The organism is uncultured Algibacter sp. (genome assembly GCF_905480415.1).
In the GTDB taxonomy this organism is placed as follows: Bacteria; Bacteroidota; Bacteroidia; order Flavobacteriales; family Flavobacteriaceae; genus Algibacter_B.
Genome location: NZ_CAJQQI010000032.1, coordinates 1 through 18,588, shown reverse-complemented (window position 1 = coordinate 18,588; position 18,588 = coordinate 1). Strand labels below are relative to the sequence as shown.

16 protein-coding genes are annotated in these 18,588 nt (G+C 34.1%); 7 read left to right on the top strand and 9 right to left on the bottom strand.

Annotated features, from left to right (window positions below):
• Together QZ260_RS03050 and QZ260_RS03045 are read right to left on the bottom strand one after the other, a co-directional pair.
• On the bottom strand, positions 1-786 hold a 786-nt coding region (locus QZ260_RS03050; protein WP_295982587.1), incomplete at its 3' end, for an FAD-dependent oxidoreductase.
• A 139-nt stretch (positions 787-925) separates the two neighbouring features.
• Positions 926-1,858 carry a dihydrofolate reductase gene (locus tag QZ260_RS03045; protein ID WP_295982585.1) on the bottom strand — a complete coding sequence of 311 codons (933 nt, stop codon included), beginning with the start codon at positions 1,856-1,858 and terminating at the stop codon, positions 926-928.
• Between the two features lie 317 nt (positions 1,859-2,175).
• Between QZ260_RS03045 and QZ260_RS03040 the strand changes: the two genes are divergently transcribed.
• Positions 2,176-2,472 (top strand): isoamylase early set domain-containing protein, encoded by a 297-nt coding sequence (locus QZ260_RS03040; RefSeq protein WP_295982583.1) that lies wholly within the window; start codon positions 2,176-2,178, stop codon positions 2,470-2,472.
• A gap of 183 nt (positions 2,473-2,655) precedes the next feature.
• Here the strand turns inward: QZ260_RS03040 and QZ260_RS03035 are convergent, their stop codons facing one another.
• The 5 genes from QZ260_RS03035 to QZ260_RS03015 form a co-directional block, all read right to left on the bottom strand.
• Entirely contained in the window at positions 2,656-3,480 is an 825-nt protein-coding gene (locus QZ260_RS03035; protein ID WP_295982581.1) for a thymidylate synthase, read from the bottom strand.
• Positions 3,481-3,673: 193 nt separating this feature from the next.
• A complete protein-coding gene (locus tag QZ260_RS03030) occupies positions 3,674-5,200 on the bottom strand; it encodes a nucleoside transporter C-terminal domain-containing protein (RefSeq protein ID WP_295982579.1) in 1,527 nt (508 codons plus the stop codon).
• A gap of 15 nt (positions 5,201-5,215) precedes the next feature.
• Complete coding sequence (locus QZ260_RS03025; protein ID WP_295982578.1) at positions 5,216-5,839, bottom strand: bifunctional nuclease family protein; 624 nt, start codon at positions 5,837-5,839, stop codon at positions 5,216-5,218.
• Positions 5,840-5,957: 118 nt separating this feature from the next.
• Positions 5,958-6,917, bottom strand: a complete 960-nt coding sequence (locus QZ260_RS03020) for an electron transfer flavoprotein subunit alpha/FixB family protein (protein WP_295982575.1) — start codon at positions 6,915-6,917, stop codon at positions 5,958-5,960.
• Between the two features lie 101 nt (positions 6,918-7,018).
• On the bottom strand, positions 7,019-7,765 hold the full coding sequence (locus QZ260_RS03015; protein WP_295982573.1) for an electron transfer flavoprotein subunit beta/FixA family protein: 747 nt from the start codon (positions 7,763-7,765) through the stop codon (positions 7,019-7,021).
• A gap of 154 nt (positions 7,766-7,919) precedes the next feature.
• On the opposite strand from QZ260_RS03015, the gene QZ260_RS03010 reads away from it, so the two are divergent.
• Together QZ260_RS03010 and QZ260_RS03005 are read left to right on the top strand one after the other, a co-directional pair.
• Positions 7,920-8,897 (top strand): pyruvate dehydrogenase complex E1 component subunit beta, encoded by a 978-nt coding sequence (locus tag QZ260_RS03010; RefSeq protein WP_295982572.1) that lies wholly within the window; start codon positions 7,920-7,922, stop codon positions 8,895-8,897.
• Positions 8,898-8,960: 63 nt separating this feature from the next.
• Entirely contained in the window at positions 8,961-11,468 is a 2,508-nt protein-coding gene (locus tag QZ260_RS03005) for a DUF5686 and carboxypeptidase-like regulatory domain-containing protein (protein WP_295982571.1), read from the top strand.
• 164 nt (positions 11,469-11,632) lie between these two features.
• Here the strand turns inward: QZ260_RS03005 and QZ260_RS03000 are convergent, their stop codons facing one another.
• Positions 11,633-11,884: a PID-CTERM protein-sorting domain-containing protein gene (locus QZ260_RS03000; protein WP_295982569.1), complete on the bottom strand. Its 252-nt coding sequence runs from the start codon at positions 11,882-11,884 to the stop codon at positions 11,633-11,635.
• Positions 11,885-12,070: 186 nt separating this feature from the next.
• Complete coding sequence (gene metK / locus QZ260_RS02995) at positions 12,071-13,324, bottom strand: methionine adenosyltransferase (RefSeq protein ID WP_295982567.1); 1,254 nt, start codon at positions 13,322-13,324, stop codon at positions 12,071-12,073.
• 605 nt (positions 13,325-13,929) lie between these two features.
• Between metK and ilvD the strand changes: the two genes are divergently transcribed.
• From ilvD to ilvC, 4 genes are all read left to right on the top strand, one after another.
• The gene (gene ilvD, locus QZ260_RS02990) at positions 13,930-15,612 is read left to right on the top strand and encodes a dihydroxy-acid dehydratase (RefSeq protein WP_295982564.1); all 1,683 of its coding nucleotides are present in this window, start codon (positions 13,930-13,932) and stop codon (positions 15,610-15,612) included.
• A gap of 51 nt (positions 15,613-15,663) precedes the next feature.
• A complete protein-coding gene (gene ilvB, locus QZ260_RS02985) occupies positions 15,664-17,394 on the top strand; it encodes a biosynthetic-type acetolactate synthase large subunit (RefSeq protein WP_295982561.1) in 1,731 nt (576 codons plus the stop codon).
• A gap of 10 nt (positions 17,395-17,404) precedes the next feature.
• Complete coding sequence (gene ilvN / locus QZ260_RS02980) at positions 17,405-17,938, top strand: acetolactate synthase small subunit (protein ID WP_295982559.1); 534 nt, start codon at positions 17,405-17,407, stop codon at positions 17,936-17,938.
• A 17-nt stretch (positions 17,939-17,955) separates the two neighbouring features.
• A partial coding sequence (gene ilvC, locus QZ260_RS02975) for a ketol-acid reductoisomerase (protein WP_295982557.1) occupies positions 17,956-18,588 on the top strand: 633 nt, incomplete at its 3' end.

Here is an 18,588-nt window from a genome sequence, read left to right as displayed (position 1 = left end):
TTGTTTTTCATGAAGTAGATAAAAAATATCTCGTGCTGAATGCCCTGTTGCTAGAATTAATTTGTCTACCGTTATTTCTTCTTCATTTTTAAGTTGAATCGCTTTAATTTCATTGTTCTTTATAATGAAATCGGTAACACGCGTTTCAAAATAAATTTCACCACCGTATTTAAGAATGGTTTCACGAATATTTTGAACCACTTTTGGTAATTTGTTCGTTCCAATATGTGGATGTGCGTCAACAAGAATTTGATCGGTTGCACCGTGGTAAACTAGATTTTCAAAAATGCGTCGGACATCACCACGTTTTAAACTCCGGGTATATAGTTTCCCATCACTATAGGTTCCTGCGCCCCCTTCACCAAAACAGTAATTAGAATCTTCGTTTACAAAATGGTCTTGATTGATTGCTTTTAAATCTCTACGGCGATGTTGCACATTTTTACCGCGCTCTAAAACAATGGGTTTAAAACCAAGCTCGATACAGCGTAAAGCCGCATACATACCTGCAGGACCAAAACCAATGATATGAATGGGTTTTGCTTTCGAAACATCTTTATATTCAAATTTATATGCTGAGGTTTCAGGAAGCAGTTCTTTAATATATACCGCTACTTTGTAATTAAGAATAATTTTAGGTTTTCTGGCATCAATAGACTTCCTAAGCACTTTAACTCCGGTGATATCTTTTCTATCAATATCTAACTTGATAGCAGATTTTAAAACCAGAATATCAGGATGTTCTTCCTCTTTTAACGTAATACGAAGTTGTATTTCTTTTACCATGACGCAAAATTAATGAAAATTGGAACAGGAGTTAAAAAGAATTTTTGAGGTTTGTTTAACTTCAGCGGATATAAAAACGTTTTAAATTTTGTATTCTACGTTAAAAAAAATAATATTTTTTTATAAAAGTTGAGTATAATTACTTCCTTTCATAAGTCAAAAAGGAAAACTCATAATCGTGTCCTTCATCTTTCTTATGAAACACATTTGAGGTTTCTTTCCAAATGGTTGTATCAATTTTCGGAAAAAAGGTATCAGCTTCAAAATCATGGTGTACACGAGTCAACTCTATTTTATCTACTAAGCTCATAGCTTGCTTGTAAATTTGACCGCCACCAATAATAAACGCCCTTGAATCGTTTTTGGCAACATCAATAGCGTCTTCTAAGCTATTAACTAGAATGACACCCTGCGGTGCGCTGTAATCTGCTTGCCTAGTAATAACGACATGGGTTCTGTTTGGTAAGGGTTTTGGGAAACTCTCAAAGGTTTTGCGTCCCATGATGATATGATGGCCACTAGTAAGCGATTTGAAACGTTTTAAATCGTCGCTTAAATGCCAAATTAATTTATTGCCTTTTCCTATGGCATCATTTTCTGCGGCAGCGACAATAACAGTGAGTTCAGATTTTAAACTTTTAGTATTTGCCATTTGAGTATCAGAAGTTGCTGCGCTATCAACTTCAGTTTGTGCTATTAAAGTTTCCTCTTTTACAAGACCCGCTTTAAGTTTATCTACACGATTTTGTTGTTTAGCAACCAATTTGTCAAGTTGTTCTTTCTCCCAAGCTTTACCCATAAACTTCTGCGTAACAAATACATTTAAGAGATGGTAAATAAATAGGAATAGCCAGAATAATATACCAAATACAAACCAATCAATTCCAAAGAGTTTAAAATCCTTACCTATCCCCAAAACGGTATTAGCAATAATTAAAAAAATGGCGCCTATTAAGAAAATTACAAAATGAGCATACAAACGTTTTTTCTGTTTGATGCGTTTTTGAGCATTTTCAATAAGCTCTAATTGGTCTTTATCTATTTGTGGTGTGGGTTTCTTTTTTCCGAACATATTAGTAAAATAATGAACGTAAAGTTAAGCCTTTTTAGTGATATTAAAAACGATATAGAAATACTTGACGATCAGGGTTTGGCTAAAACGTTTTCGCTTCTAAAAGCTTTGATAATCAGGTGAAAGCGTAAATCTGATGTTGATAATAATATAAATATTTTCCCAATTTTTTATCTACTTTATTTTTTTGTAGAATTCAAATTGTCAAATTGATAATTCTTTAGAAGTAAAGCGTCTTAAACAGTTTCTGATTAGAATTTGTTTTTAAATTTGTAGTACAATTAAACGTTAAAGTTAAAATATTAAATCATATAATTATGGCAATTAAAAAACAATTCTTAAAAAGTAAACCAGTTTGTAAAGTGACTTTTTCTTTACCTGCTGAAGAAGCGAAGAAGGTTTCTGTTGTTGGATCTTTCAATGAATGGAATGCTAAAAAAGCACCGCTTAAAAAATTAAAAAATGGTACATTTAAAGCAACTCTTGATTTAGAAGCTGGAAGTTCTTATGAATTTAAGTACGTTGTTGATGGTGTTTATGTTAATGACGACGCTGCCGATGCTTACGCATGGAATGATTTTGCAGGTGCAGAAAATAGTGTTGTAAACCTATAATTACTGAACTAATTTAAGCTTAAAAAGCACCTTGTTTGAGGTGCTTTTTTTATTTTAAAATTATTTTAGATGTTAATGAAGGATCGGGCTTTTTTATAGGTCCCGGACGTGGCTCTTGCTCAGTTTTTTATTGCAGTCCCTAACGCATCATCTGCTGGGGGTTAATCCAAAATTTCAAGATTATTAAACAGCTACAATCCCTTTAATATGCGGGTGCGGATTGTAATCTACCAAAGTAAAATCTTCAAAATCAAAATCAAATATATTTTTAATTTCAGGATTTAGAATCATTTTTGGCAGCGGTCTTGTATCTCTTGAAAGTTGCAATTCTAATTGCTCATAATGATTACTGTAAATATGAGCATCTCCAAAAGTATGGATAAATTCTCCAGCTTCATAACCACAAACTTGTGCCATCATCATAGTGAATAGGGCATAACTTGCAATATTAAAGGGGACACCTAAAAATACATCTGCACTACGTTGGTATAACTGACAAGATAGTTTACCATTCGCTACATAAAACTGAAAAAAGGCGTGACATGGTGGTAAAGCAGCTTTACCATTAGCTACATTTTCACTGAAACTTTTTGAAGTATCTGGCAAAACGGAAGGGTTCCAAGCAGAAACCATCATCCTACGACTATTCGGGTTGTTTTTTAGTGCGTGTACAACCTCTTTAATTTGGTCAATCTCATCATTATTCCAGTTGCGCCATTGATGACCGTAAACAGGGCCTAAATCACCATTTTCATCTGCCCAATCATTCCAGATACGTACGCCATTTTCGGTTAGGTATTTTGTGTTTGTATCACCTTTTAAAAACCAAAGCAATTCATAAATAATAGATTTTAAATGAAGTTTCTTAGTTGTCACCATTGGAAAACCTTCACTTAAATCAAATCGCATTTGGTGTCCAAAAACACTTTTTGTACCAGTGCCTGTACGATCTCCTTTTTCATTACCGTTTTCTAAAACGTGTTTTACTAGGTCGTGATATTGTTTCATAAGCATCATTCCTGCCAAGACAAGAATCTCATAATTAAAAAATTATTGGTGGCGATGAAATATATTTCTCCGCGGGAACGAAATTAAATAAAAAGGGGGTTAAATTATGATTTATACCCTTTATAGATATTAAAAAGTTATTAACGGGGTTTTGAGTTTTGAGAATAAATAATTTATCCGCAGCGATTGACCTCTAGCCAATAATCATTCCAGCAATAGTAGCCGAAATTAAAGACGCAATTGAACCGCCAATTAAGGCTTTCATACCAAATTTCGATAAGGTTTTACGTTGTCCAGGAGCTAATGAGCCTATGCCTCCAATTTGAATACCTATAGATGCAAAATTTGCAAATCCACAAAGCATATAGGTCGCCATAATTATAGATTTTTCATAACTAAGGTGAATCCCATTGGTTACATCTTTTAAGTCTCTTAACTGTATATAGCCAATAAACTCACTTGCGGCTAATTTGATACCTAATAGCTGTCCCATTAAGGCCATATCTTCTCTAGCTACACCTATGAGCCACATAAGCGGAGCAAAAACATATCCTAAAATAAGTTCAAGAGATAAGTTTTTGTAAGTCGTATTAGAAGCTATCCAAGTGTTAATAGATGTAACATCTCCAATCCAACCTAAAATACCATTAAACATGGCAATAAACGCCACAAATACTAAAAGCATGGCGCCAACATTTACAGCAAGCTTTAAACCTTCAGTTGTTCCGTTAGCGATAGCATCTAAAAAATTAGAACCTATTTTTTCTTGTGATACAGATACATCTGTATTAACCTCTTCAGTTTGTGGGTATAATATTTTTGAAATTACAATAGCTCCCGGAGCAGCCATTACTGATGCCGCTAATAAGTGTTTTGCATAAAACAGTCTCAGAACAGGGTCATCACCACCAAGAAAACCAATATATGCTGCAAGTACAGCGCCCGCAACGGTTGCCATACCACCAATCATAACTAAAAGCATTTCGGACTTATTCATTTTTTCTAAATAAGCCTTTATTAAAAGCGGTGCTTCAGTTTGGCCTAAAAAAATATTTCCGGCAACACTTAAGCTTTCAGCTCCAGATATTTTTAAAGTTTTTGAAAGTAACCAAGCCATCCCTTTTACTACTTTTTGAATGAGACCTAAGTAAAAGAATACTGAAGTTAGTGCAGAAAAGAATATGATTGTTGGTAATACTTGAAATGCAAAAATGAACCCAAAAGTATCCATGTCTACAACTAAACCTTCAAATAAAAATTTACTTCCAGCTCTTGTGAAATCTAAAACACTGACAAATAAACCACCTATAAATTCAAAAAGCGTTTTAATAAACTCAACTTTTAAAACACCAATTGCTATAAGTAATTGAAGTGCTAGACCAACACCAACAATTTTCCAATTAATGGCTTTTCTATTACTACTAAAAAGAAAGGCTACAAAAATTAAAGTAATCATTCCAAGAACACCTCGCCATAAACTATCTATAGAAAATCCTTGGCTAGGTATAATAGTGCTTGTGATTGCTTCTGATTCTTTTATTTCTGGTAGAGTTTGACTTTCTTCTTTTAGTTCTTTTACAGTAGAAGAATTTTCAGTTGTATTAACTACTGAAGTATTTTGAATGGTATCAGCAGTAGCCGATTGATCAATTTCTTGTGCTATAATCGTTGATGTAAAACAAAAAAAAAGAGCAACAATGAGCAGAATCAGCTTTTTCATAATTAAAATTAAGGGTTATTCTCGTTTCGAGATTTCATCACGAATATGCGCTGCTTTTTCATAATCTTCGTTATTAACAGCTTCTTCAAGTAAAGTTTGAAGTTCCTCTATAGTTTTTCCTTTGTAGTTTTTGCGAGGTTCATTAGGCTCAAGTTCATTAGCAACCAATTCATCCATTAAAATACTGTCTTGATTTTCTTGGTCTTCATTTTCCTCTTTAGGATTCACTTTTAAGTAAATACCCGCTTTATCAAGAATATTTTTATACGTAAAAATTGGTGCTTGAAAGCGAAGAGCTAAAGCTATCGCATCACTAGTTCTAGCATCAATAATTTCTTCAATTTTATCGCGTTCGCAAATTAAACTGGAATAAAACACACCATCAACCAGTTTGTGAATGATTACTTGCTTAACTACGATATCAAATCTATCAGCGAAATTCTTAAATAAATCGTGTGTTAAAGGTCTTGGAGGACTAATTTCCTCTTCCAAAGCAATGGCTATAGATTGTGCTTCAAAAGCGCCAATAACTATTGGAAGTTTTCGGTCGCCATCTACTTCATTCAAAATCAATGCATAAGCACCATTTTGAGTTTGGCTATACGATATGCCTTTTATATTTAATTTTACTAAACTCATAATTTAAAAAACGCAAAGAACTGCTTAAATTAGAACTTTACCAACTGCACAAGGCTAATTTCAGTCAAAATGCTAATTTAAGCAGTTCTATAGTACGGCACAATTTATAAAAAATAAATTATTGCTGTGCCTTAAATGTTTTTAATTTTTCTATTAACTGAGGAACCACTTGAAAGGCGTCACCAACAACACCATAATCAGCAGCCTTAAAGAAAGGGGCTTCAGGATCAGTATTGATAACCACTTTTACTTTTGAAGCATTAATACCAGCTAAATGCTGAATAGCTCCAGAAATACCAATGGCAATATATAAGTTTGATGCTACAGGTTTACCTGTTTGCCCAACGTGTTCACTATGTGGTCTCCAACCTAAATCTGAAACGGGTTTAGAGCATGCTGTTGCTGCTCCTAAAACATCAGCAAGTTCTTCAATCATTCCCCAATTTTCAGGACCTTTTAGGCCACGACCGGCAGATATTACTGTTTCGGCATCAGCAATAGTGACTTTATCGGAAGCTTTATCGACGGATTCTACAGTAACTCCAAAATCTGCAATAGAGGGTGAGAATTCTTCCGCGGAAGCACTACTACTATTTTCAATTAATCCAAAAGAATTATTAGAAACACCGACAATTTTGACATCGGTATTTATTTGAGTTGTTTCAAAAGCTTTATTAGTAAAAGCTGTGCGTTTTACTGTAAATGGACTAGCGCTTGATGGTGCTTCAACCACGTTTGATGCATAACCTGCTTCTAAACCAACGGCTAGTAACGGTGCTAAATATTTGCTATCTGCAGTAGAGCTCACAATCACAACTTTTGCGCCTTCTTTTTCAGCAGCTTGTTTAATGGCAGATGCATAAGCGTCAGCATTAAAATTATCGAGTTGTGAATTTGATATGTTTAAAATCTTATCTACCCCATAATTGCCTAATGCAGAGGTGTCGGCGGTATTTATAGCAACGGCAGTAACTGTCGTTCCTAATTGACTAGCAACTGCTTTTGCATAAGAAGCTACTTCAAAAGCTGCTTTTTTAAAAGCACCTTGTTCTGATTCTGTATATACTAAAACTGACATATTTTTTAAATTTTGTCTTCCTGAACTTATTTCAAGATATTATTCATGTTTCCGTTAATATTAAAAAAGAGTCCGAAACGAATTCGGAATGATTTAGCAAGCTAAATTACTTTAGCTTCATTATGAAGCAAACTTACCAATTCATCTAAATTATCCGGAGAAACTAATGTAACTGCCCCTTTTGGAGTAGGTTTTTCAAATGAAACAGAAGATGTTTTAGCACTTGTTTCTAAAGGCTCAACAACATTTAATGGTTTTTTACGAGCCATCATAATACCTCTCATATTCGGAATACGTAAATCACTTTCTTCAACCAAACCTTTTTGTCCGCCAATAACTAAAGGAAGTGATGTTGAAACGGTTTCTTTTCCGCCATCAATTTCTCTAATGGCTGTTGCTGATGTGCCATCAACTTCAAGACCAATACAGTTATTTACAAAGTTGGCACTTATTAATCCAGCTATCATTCCTGGAACCATACCACCGTTATAATCAATAGACTCTCGGCCTGCAATTACTAAATCAAAACCACCATTATTAATAACACTGGCTAATTGTTTAGCTACAGAAAATCCATCCGTTGCAGTTGTGTTTACACGTATGGCTTCATCTGCACCAATGGCTAAAGCTTTACGTAAAGTAGGTTCTGTTTCTGCGCCGCCAACATTTGCTACGGTAACTTGAGCACCTTGTTTTTCTTTAAACCACATGGCCCGTGTTAAACCAAACTCATCATTTGGGTTTATTACAAACTGTACGCCATTTGTATCAAATTTAGCATTATCATCACTAAAGTTAATCTTTGAAGTAGTGTCTGGAACGTGACTTATACACACTAATATTTTCATAATTTTTATGTATTAAAATGTCTTATTTTTTGAGTTTACGAAGTTAATTATTTTATTCTGAATATTTACTATGCATGCATAACAAATATTTAAAAAAATCTTATAAGAAGATACCTCATTTATTGTTATTTTTGCAGTTCTAAAAATAAATTTAATGAAGACAATTCAATTTAGAGAAGCTATATGCGAAGCGATGAGCGAAGAAATGCGCAGAGACGAAAGCGTATATTTAATGGGTGAAGAAGTTGCTGAGTATAATGGTGCTTATAAAGCATCAAAAGGAATGTTAGACGAATTCGGAGCAAAACGAGTTATTGACACACCGATTGCTGAACTTGGTTTTGCTGGTATAGCTATTGGTTCTACAATGACGGGAAATAGACCAATTGTAGAATACATGACGTTCAACTTCTCTCTTGTTGGAATTGATCAAATTATAAATAATGCTGCGAAAATCAGACAAATGTCTGGTGGGCAGTTTAAATGTCCGATTGTATTTCGTGGTCCTACGGGTTCTGCGGGTCAATTAGGAGCAACACACTCACAAGCTTTTGAAAATTGGTTTGCAAACACACCAGGTCTTAAAGTAGTCGTGCCTTCAAACCCTTATGATGCAAAAGGCTTATTGAAAGCGGCTATTCGGGATGACGATCCAGTAATTTTTATGGAAAGCGAGCAAATGTATGGTGATAAGGGCGAAGTGCCAGAAGGCGAATACATTGTGCCAATTGGTGTTGCAGAGATTAAGCGCGTTGGAACAGATGTAACCATTGTGTCTTTCGGAAAAATTATCAAAGAAGCATACAAGGCTGCTGACGAATTAGAGAAAGAAGGTATTTCTTGTGAAATTATAGATTTACGTACCGTTCGTCCTTTAGATAGAAAAGCTATTTTAGAATCGGTTAAGAAAACAAATAGATTAGTGGTTTTAGAAGAAGCTTGGCCTTTTGGAAATGTAGCTACTGAAATTACTTATTTAGTGCAATCTGAGGCATTCGATTATTTAGATGCGCCAGTTGTAAAAATAAACACAGCAGATACCCCTGCACCTTATTCTCCAGTTTTATTGGCAGAATGGTTGCCAAATAAGGATGAGGTTATTAAAGCAGTAAAAAAAGTATTGTATAAATAAATCGTAATTTTTTACGTTATATAAACTTCATTAGCACAATTGTTGATGAAGTTTTTTTGTATTATGAATCTAAAACTACTTATCCTTCTTTTCTTCCTCGGAATATGTTCCGTATTAGCACAAACGAAAGTTAGTGGTTATGTGTTTGATGAATTTAATGAACCTGTGTCTTTCGCTACAATAATATTCCAAGGGTCCACACAGGGAACTATTACAGATGAAAACGGAAAATTTTATTTAGAGTCTAAGGAAACTTGGAATGCCTTAGCGGTTTCTTTTATTGGTTATGAAACGTTAAATGTCCCTCTAGAAAAAAAGGTGAATTATAATTTGAAATTCATACTTAAAGAGGAAGCTGCACAATTAGATGCTGTGGTTATTGTTTCAGGAAAACAGTCCAAAAAGAATAATCCTGCAATTGATTTACTACGAAAAATCTGGACAAATAAACGGAGTAATGGTTTAAAGCAATTCAATCAATACGAATACGATAAATACGAAAAAATAGAGTTTGATTTAAATACTATTGATAGTACGCTTATTAAAAGTAAGTTGTTCCGAGGGATGGAGTTTGTATTTGACGAAGTTGATACCTCTAGTGTAACTGGGAAAACATACCTGCCAATTTTTATTAACGAAGCCGTTTCCAAGGTATATGGCAATAATGTTATAAATAAAACTAAAGAAGATTTACAAGGAAATAAAAACTCCGGTTTTAGCAACAATCAAGTTATTATTGATTTTGTAGACGATTTATATACAGACTTTAATGTTTATGATAACTACCTGAAATTTTTCGATAAAAGTTTTGTGAGTCCGTTATCAAAAACAGGAATCAACACGTACAATTATGTGTTGTCAGACAGTACTTTTATAGGTGATAAATGGTGTTACAATATTATCTATTATCCGAGGCGAAAAAATGAATTGACTTTTAAAGGCGATTTTTGGGTAGCAGACACCACTTATGCCATCAAAGAAATTAACCTTCAAGCCTCAAAAAGCGCCAATATAAACTGGGTAAAAGAAATTTATATAGAGCAAGAGTTTGAAGTGTTAAATGATTCACTTTTCCTTGTGACCCGAGATTATATGTTATCAGATTTTGCCTTTAATAAAAAGGAAAAATCTCGAGGTGTATATGGTAAGCGAACCACGTTGTATAATAATTATAAGTTTGATATTGAAAAGGATAAAAAATTCTATGATAAGGATGTTTATAATTATGATAGTGATGTTTACAACAGAGGTGACGAATTTTGGGATGACAATCGTTTAGAGAAATTAAATAAAGACGAAAAAGGGGTCTACAAAATGTTAGACACTTTAAAAACGGTTAAAAAGTTTAAACGTCTTTATAACTTGGGAAGTATTTTGGCTTCCGGTTATATTGAATTTAATGAATTGCCTTTAGATTACGGACCTGTTTTTTCAACCTTTGGATTTAACGAAGTTGAAGGCATACGTTTACGAACCGGCGGAAGAACCTATTTTGGACCAAATGATTTATGGCGATTAGAAGGGTTTTTAGCCTACGGTTTTAAAGACGATAAATTTAAATATGGTATTTCGGGTAAATGGTTGCTTGATAAAAAGAGCCGACTTATTATTTCTGGAGGAAACAGACGTGATGTAGAACAAACAGGAGCTAGTTTAACGACAAGTACCGATGTTTTAGGTAGAAGTTTAGCCTCTTCGTCGGTTGTGGGAACTGGTGCCAATGATAAATTGACAAGCATAAATTTAACCAGTTTAGCAATTGAAGCTGAGCCTTGGCAAAATGTTGTTTTTAGACTAGGAGGAAACTACAGAACGTTAGAATCGGCATCGCCAACATTTAGTTTAGATTATAATACGACAACAGGTGTAGCATCTGAAATTAAGCAATATGAAACCAACGTATCTGTATCGTATTTCCCTGGACGTAAAATGACCGGATTTGGTGTGGAACGCAGAATCGCTAATGATTACTTTGCGCGCCTATTTGCTCAAGTTACCAGAGGCGATAAAAACATTCTTAATAGCGATTTTGATTATACTAAAGTGCAACTTTCATATACACAGCCCTGGCAAATGGGTGGTTTTGGAAGATTATTTACCACCATTGAAGCGGGTAAAACTTTTGGAGAAGTACCACTTGGTTTGTTAAGTGTAATTCCAGGAAATCAAACGTATTTTTCAATATATAATACATTTTCTCAACTTGATTTTTACGAGTTTGTGTCTGATACGTATGCATCATTTCATTTTGAGCATAATTTTAACGGACGCTTGTTTTCAAGGATACCATTTTTAAGAAAATTAAATCTAAGAGAAATAATAAGTGTTCGAGGTGTTATTGGTAATATTTCAGATGAAAATCTAGCTTTGAGTAATGTGCCTAGTAATCCTAATAATCTTAAGTTGGTAGCACCATCAAATGAGCCTTATTATGAATACAGTTTAGGCATTGGTAATATTTTTAAGGTATTTAGAATAGACTTCAATTTTAGAGGAAATTACAAAGATAAAGTAATATATCCTGATGCTAGAAAATTTGGTGTAACGGGTAGCTTTGGGTTTTATTTTTAAAAATTGAATTAGCGACCTGTTTGCTCAATTTCAGAGTGATAGTGTGTCTTACTAACTAAAAACTAACATTTTTATGATTAATAAAACTCTGTCATAAAAGTTTTAACTAAAAAAAGACTGCCTTTAATGGACAGTCTTTTAAAATAATTTTTTATTAAGTATTGTTATTTCTTGCGCAGTTTTCTTATACCAAATATTGCAGCTCCGGCTAATAAAATACTAAGGCCACCATATAATGGTATAGAATCACCGTCGCCACCACTATTGCCGCCGTTACCGTTGTATTGTGCAGAACCACAGGTATCGTTATTCTGCCCATTGTTATTATTTGTGCCGCCTCCATCGCTGCTGTTATTATTATTATTATCCCCATTGTTGCCTTGAATGCCATTTGCATTAGGAGCGAGAGTAAACAAAGCAAACGCTAATACAACACTAAATCGTTTTAATTTATTCAATATTCTTTAGGCTTTTAAAAAAGGACCATTATTTATTAATTATTGAACCTTATCGCAAAATGAAGTTTGTTAAATCGTATTTTAATTTCAATAAAAAAGCCTCATGAAAATATCAAAAGGCTTTATAAGTAGTAGTGCTTAAGTTTATAACTCAAAAATTTCTTTCACTTTATCAACATAATCTAATTTCTCCCATGTGAATAATTCTACATCAAGGGTTTTTGTTTCACCGTTAGGCTGAGAAAAAGTTTTAGTTACTGTTTCGTTTTTACGCCCCATGTGTCCGTAAGCAGCGGTTTCACTATATATTGGAGAACGTAATTTTAAGCGTTTTTCAATAGCAAACGGGCGCATATCGAAAATTTCAGATACTTTTTCGGCTATTTCACCATCGGTCATATTAAAAGCACATGTACCATAAGTATCCACAAAAATCCCCATAGGCTCTACAACACCAATAGCATAACTTACTTGCACTAAAATTTCATCTGCAACACCAGCGGCAATTAGATTTTTGGCAATGTGTCTTGTAGCATAAGCTCCACTTCTGTCCACTTTACTCGGGTCTTTTCCTGAAAAAGCACCACCTCCGTGGGCACCTTTTCCTCCGTACGTGTCAACAATAATCTTACGTCCTGTTAAACCAGTATCTCCATGAGGCCCTCCAATTACGAACTTTCCTGTAGGGTTGATGTGATAGGTGATATCATCATTAAATAATTTCTGAATATTTTCAGGAATATTAGCAACAACTCTTGGTATTAAAATAGCAACAATGTCTTTTCTGATTTTTGCTAGCATGGTATCATCATCTCCAAAATCATCATGTTGTGTAGATACAACAATAGCATCAATACGCTGTGGAATATTATCATCGCTATACTCAATAGTAACCTGGCTTTTTGAATCTGGTCTTAAATAAGAAATGTCTTTGTTTTCGCGTCTTAATTCTGCAAGTTCTTTTAAAATTCTGTGCGATAAATCTAAAGCCAAAGGCATAAAGTTTTCAGTTTCGTTTGTGGCGTAACCAAACATCATCCCTTGGTCACCGGCACCTTGTTCTTCTTTACTGCCTCTGTCTACACCTTGATTTATATCTTCAGATTGTTCATGGATTGCAGATAAAACACCGCAAGAATTACCATCAAACATGTATTCTCCTTTGGTATAGCCAATCTTATTTATGGTATCTCTAGCTATTTTTTGAACATCTAAATAGGTTGTGGATTTTACTTCTCCAGCAAGTACAACTTGACCAGTAGTCACTAAAGTTTCACATGCGACTTTAGATTCTTTGTCAAAAGCTAAAAAGTTATCAATTAATGCATCACTAATTTGATCAGCTACCTTGTCTGGGTGTCCTTCAGAAACACTTTCTGAAGTGAATAAATAAGCCATATTTTCTATTTTATGGTAAGATTTGACGATAACGTCGAAGGAAGTTCACACTGCCTTTAGCATTTTTGTTTACACTTAAATTAGTTTTGTGTAAAGAGGTTGCAATCAGTCAAATCTTTCCTCTATTATTTGTGAGTACAAAAGTAAAAAAATAAAAGAATATCTCGGTTGATTTTTTGTTTTTTAAGTAAATAATGGATTGTTAAAATTTATTTATGAATATTTGTTTGATAAAGATGAAAAGACAAATTTTAATTGTGGTTTCTACTGTTGTCATTATGACTATTTCCTTGTGATAAGGAACGGGATATTAAAAAAAATAACTTTTAAGGGCCTTGCTAAATTTAGAGGGTTTTTTTTATGCTTTTTTTTTTCATTTTGGACATCATAAAAAATGCAGTTTAAGGTATTGATAAACAGATTTTTAGCTTGATTTTTATAGTTGTGGATTTAACCTAAAAAACTAAAGGTAAATGTATATAAAAACCTAATAAATTAATTTCGAGAACTTGTTTTATGCAAATTGAAGAATTTTTACAAAAAATCTTAAAAAGCAATAAAATAATTATCAATCAAGAAGAGAAGCGAAATTTTTTGCAAGAAATATGAAGGAACTTAATAAACATAGTAGAAGATTAACACAAGATGAATCTCAGCCAGCATCACAAGCCATGTTATACGCAGTTGGTTTGACTGATGAGGATATGAAGAAAGCTCAAGTGGGTATTGCTAGCACAGGTTATGACGGAAATCCATGTAATATGCATTTAAATAATTTGGCTGCAGAGGTGAAAATTGAATGTAAAATATCAGATTTAGTGGGCTTAGGATTTAATACTATTGGTGTTAGTGATGGTATTTCAATGGGAACTTCTGGCATGAATTATTCTTTAGCCTCTCGCGATATTATTGCTGACTCTATTGAAACGGTTATGAATGCTCAAAGTTATGATGCGCTTGTTTCTGTGGTTGGTTGTGACAAAAATATGCCAGGAGCAGTTATTGCTATGTTGCGTTTAAATCGTCCATCAATAATGATGTATGGTGGTACCATAGCATCAGGAAAATATAAAGGAAGAAAGTTAAATATTGTTTCAGCCTTTGAAGCCTTAGGTCAAAAAGTTGCAGGAGAAATTGATGAAGAGGAGTATAGAGATATTATAAAAAGTGCCATTCCAGGAGCAGGGGCTTGTGGAGGAATGTATACTGCAAATACTATGGCTTCGGCTATAGAGTGTATGGGTTTTGCATTGCCATATAACTCTTCTATTCCTGCTGAAAACCCTAATAAATTATCTGAAAGCGAAAGAACTGCTAGAGCTATAAAAAACCTTTTAGAATTAGATTTAAAACCATTAGATATTATTTCTAAGAAATCGATTGAGAATGCGATTGCACTGGTAAATGCTTTAGGAGGATCAACAAATGCGGTATTGCATTTCTTAGCTATTGCTCATGCTGCGGATATTGAGTTTACATTAGAAGATTTTCAACATGTTAGTGATAGAACACCTTTAATAGCCGATTTAAAACCTAGCGGAAAATATTTAATGGAAGATGTTCACGGTGTTGGAGGAACTCCTGCAGTTATGAAATATCTATTAGATAATGGTTATCTGCATGGTGATTGTTTAACCGTAACGGGAAAAACCTTGGCAGAAAACTTAGCTGATGTTGAGCCACTTTCGTTTGAAAATGATCAAGATGTTATTTATCCAAAGGATAAAGCTTTAAAATCTTCAGGAAATTTGCAGATTCTTTATGGAAACTTAGCGACTGAAGGTGCTGTGGCAAAAATATCAGGAAATGAAGGCTTACTGTTTGAAGGAAAAGCAGTGGTTTATGATGGCGAGCAAGCTGCAAATACAGGGATTTCAAATGGTGAAGTTGAAAGAGGCGATGTTGTTGTTATTCGTTATGTTGGTCCAAAAGGAGGTCCAGGCATGCCAGAAATGTTAAAACCAACGTCTTTAATAATGGGTGCAGGTTTAGGGAAATCTGTGGCTCTGATTACAGATGGTCGTTTTTCTGGAGGAACACACGGATTTGTAGTTGGACATATTACTCCAGAAGCTCAAGAAGGAGGAACGATAGGTTTATTAAAAACTGGTGATAAAATTAAAATTAGTGCAGAAGATAATTCCATTAATGTATTGCTTTCTGATGAAGAATTAGCAGAAAGAAGATCACAATGGGTTCAACCAGCATTAAAACATAAAAAAGGAATTTTATATAAATATGCAAAATCGGTGGCATCAGCTTCAAAAGGCTGTGTGACTGATGCGTAATAAATTGATTTTTTCATTTCCGCTAAGACGGATATTTAATATAGTGTGATTATGAAAACACAAACCGTAAATAAAACACAAGTGGCAGAAAAAACACAACGGATAGCAGGTAGTGAAGCTATTGTAAGAAGTTTGATGGCAGAAGGCGTTGATATTCTTTATGGATATCCTGGAGGTGCTATTATGCCCGTTTATGATGAATTATACAAATTTAAAGATCAAATTCATCATGTCTTAACACGTCATGAACAAGGTGCTGCACATGCGGCGCAAGGTTATGCGCGTATATCTGGTAAAGTAGGTGTTGCCATGGCGACTTCGGGACCAGGTGCAACTAATTTAATTACTGGAATTGCCGATGCGCAAATAGATTCAACTCCAATTGTTTGTATTACTGGTCAGGTACCATCACACTTATTAGGAAGTGATGCGTTTCAAGAAACGGATATCGTTGGTATTTCTACACCAGTAACTAAATGGAATTGTCAAGTTACCAAATCTGAAGATATTCCTGAGGCCATAGCTAAAGCATTCTATATTGCTAAAAGCGGAAGGCCTGGACCTGTATTAGTAGACATAACAAAAGACGCACAGTTTGGTGAGTTAGATTTTAAATATGAAAAATGTAAAGGTGTAAGAAGTTATATTCCAATACCTAAAACAGATCCAGAAACTATTAATGCTGCTTCAGAATTAATTAATAATGCTAAAAAACCCATGATTGTTTGGGGGCAAGGCGTTATTTTAGGGAAAGCGGAAGCAGAACTTAAAGCTGTGATAGAAAAAGCTGGAATTCCGGCGGCATGGACTATTTTAGGAGCTTCGGCATTGCCAACATCACACCCGTTAAATATAGGGATGGTTGGAATGCATGGTAATTATGCGCCTAATAAATTAACCAATGAATGTGACGTGTTAATTGCTATAGGGATGCGTTTTGATGACCGTGTTACGGGTAGTTTAGATACCTATGCAAAACAAGCTAAAATCATTCATTTTGATATTGACCCTGCAGAAATTGATAAAAATGTAAAAACGGATGTTGCTGTTTTAGGTAATTCAAAAGAAAGTTTAGCGTTACTTTTCGATGCCTTAAATAAAAATACACATGACTCATGGTTACAAGAATTTAAAGATTTATACGCTATTGAATTTGAAAAAGTAATACAAGGTGATATCAATCCTACGAAAGAAGGGTTGACTATGGGTGAGGTTATAAAACAAATAAATATTGAAAGTAAAGGCAATGCTGCAATTGTTTCAGATGTGGGGCAACATCAGATGATTGCCTGTAGATATGCAGATTTTAATGTTACAAAAAGTAATATAACCTCAGGTGGTTTAGGAACTATGGGGTTTGCGCTTCCTGCGGCTATCGGGGCTAAAATGGCAGCTCCGGAACGCGAAGTCGTTGCTGTTATAGGAGATGGTGGTTACCAAATGAACATTCAAGAATTAGGTACTATTTTTCAGCAAAAAGCAGCTGTTAAAATTGTAGTATTAAACAATGAGTTTTTAGGGATGGTACGCCAGTGGCAACAATTGTTTTTCGATAAACGTTACGCTTCTACCGAAATGACAAACCCAAATTTTGTAGCTATTGCAGAAGGTTATTATATCAAAGCTAAAAAAGTAACAAAACGTGAAGAATTAGCAGATGCAGTAAAAGAAATGATGGCTTCAGAAGAGTCTTATTTTTTAGAAGTTTGTGTAGAAAAAGAAGGTAATGTGTTTCCAATGATTCCGTCAGGAGCATCGGTTTCAGATGTAAGATTAAGTTAAGAATAAAGAAATGAACGAAGAAATAAAATCATTTACAATATCAATATATACTGAGAATCATATCGGTTTATTGAATCGTATATCCGCTATTTTTCAGCGTAGGCACATCAATATTGAAAGTTTAACAACCTCCCAATCAGAAATTGAAGGTGTAAACCGATTTGTTATTGTTGTTAACATGACAGAGACTAATACGGTTAAAATTGTTAAGCAAATTGAAAAACAAGTTGAAACAATTAGAGCTTATTATCATGAGGAAGAAGATACTATATTCACAGAATCTTGTATGTTTAAAATTAAGTCTGATCTTCTGTTTAATGAACCTCAAATTCAAAATATAATAAAAGAGAGTTCTGCAAGAATTGTAACTGTCAACAAGGAGTTTTTTGTTTTAGAAAAATCTGGGCGACGAAACGAAATTGAATCTTTACGAAGAGACTTAAATGTATTCGGAATTATGCAGTTTGTGCGTTCTGGTAGAATTGCAGTCACTAAAGAACAAATGAAAATAACTGAAATGCTAACAGCATTCAATAACCAATAATAACAATTAAATATAAAATGGGAAATTATTTTAACACACTATCGCTAAGAGATAAATTAAATCAATTATCGAAGTGTAGATTTATGGATGCTTCAGAATTTACAGATGGAGTAAACGTATTAAAAGGTAAAAAAATAGTTATAGTAGGATGTGGTGCTCAAGGATTAAACCAAGGGTTAAACATGAGGGATTCTGGTTTAGATATTTCTTACACATTACGTGATGCTGCAATTGCAGAAAAGCGTCAGTCTTTTGTAAATGCTTCTGAAAATGGGTTTAATGTTGGGACTTACCACGAGTTAATTCCAACAGCAGATTTAGTATTAAACTTAACACCAGATAAGCAACATACAAGTGTAGTGAAAGCTGTAATGCCTTTAATGAAAAAAGGAGCAACATTATCTTACTCTCATGGTTTTAATATTGTAGAAGAAGGAATGCAGATTCGTAAAGACTTAACTGTAATTATGGTGGCACCAAAATGTCCAGGAAGTGAAGTTCGTGAAGAATATAAACGTGGTTTTGGAGTGCCTACATTAATAGCAGTACATCCAGAAAACGATCCAGAAAATAAAGGTTGGGCGCAAGCAAAAGCTTATGCAGTTGCAACGGGTGGAGACAGAGCAGGTGTTTTGGCGTCCTCTTTTGTA

Bases quoted from the DNA above. Each gene is read 5' to 3' on its own strand.
- QZ260_RS03045 (WP_295982585.1), bottom strand. From the start codon at position 1,858: ATGTTCGGAAAAAAGAAACCCACACCACAAATAGATAAAGACCAATTA.
- QZ260_RS03040 (WP_295982583.1), top strand. From the start codon at position 2,176: ATGGCAATTAAAAAACAATTCTTAAAAAGTAAACCAGTTTGTAAAGTG.
- QZ260_RS03035 (WP_295982581.1), bottom strand. From the start codon at position 3,480: ATGAAACAATATCACGACCTAGTAAAACACGTTTTAGAAAACGGTAAT.
- QZ260_RS03030 (WP_295982579.1), bottom strand. From the start codon at position 5,200: ATGAAAAAGCTGATTCTGCTCATTGTTGCTCTTTTTTTTTGTTTTACA.
- QZ260_RS03025 (WP_295982578.1), bottom strand. From the start codon at position 5,839: ATGAGTTTAGTAAAATTAAATATAAAAGGCATATCGTATAGCCAAACT.
- QZ260_RS03020 (WP_295982575.1), bottom strand. From the start codon at position 6,917: ATGTCAGTTTTAGTATATACAGAATCAGAACAAGGTGCTTTTAAAAAA.
- QZ260_RS03015 (WP_295982573.1), bottom strand. From the start codon at position 7,765: ATGAAAATATTAGTGTGTATAAGTCACGTTCCAGACACTACTTCAAAG.
- QZ260_RS03010 (WP_295982572.1), top strand. From the start codon at position 7,920: ATGAAGACAATTCAATTTAGAGAAGCTATATGCGAAGCGATGAGCGAA.
- QZ260_RS03005 (WP_295982571.1), top strand. From the start codon at position 8,961: ATGAATCTAAAACTACTTATCCTTCTTTTCTTCCTCGGAATATGTTCC.
- metK (WP_295982567.1), bottom strand. From the start codon at position 13,324: ATGGCTTATTTATTCACTTCAGAAAGTGTTTCTGAAGGACACCCAGAC.
- ilvD (WP_295982564.1), top strand. From the start codon at position 13,930: ATGAAGGAACTTAATAAACATAGTAGAAGATTAACACAAGATGAATCT.
- ilvB (WP_295982561.1), top strand. From the start codon at position 15,664: ATGAAAACACAAACCGTAAATAAAACACAAGTGGCAGAAAAAACACAA.
- ilvN (WP_295982559.1), top strand. From the start codon at position 17,405: ATGAACGAAGAAATAAAATCATTTACAATATCAATATATACTGAGAAT.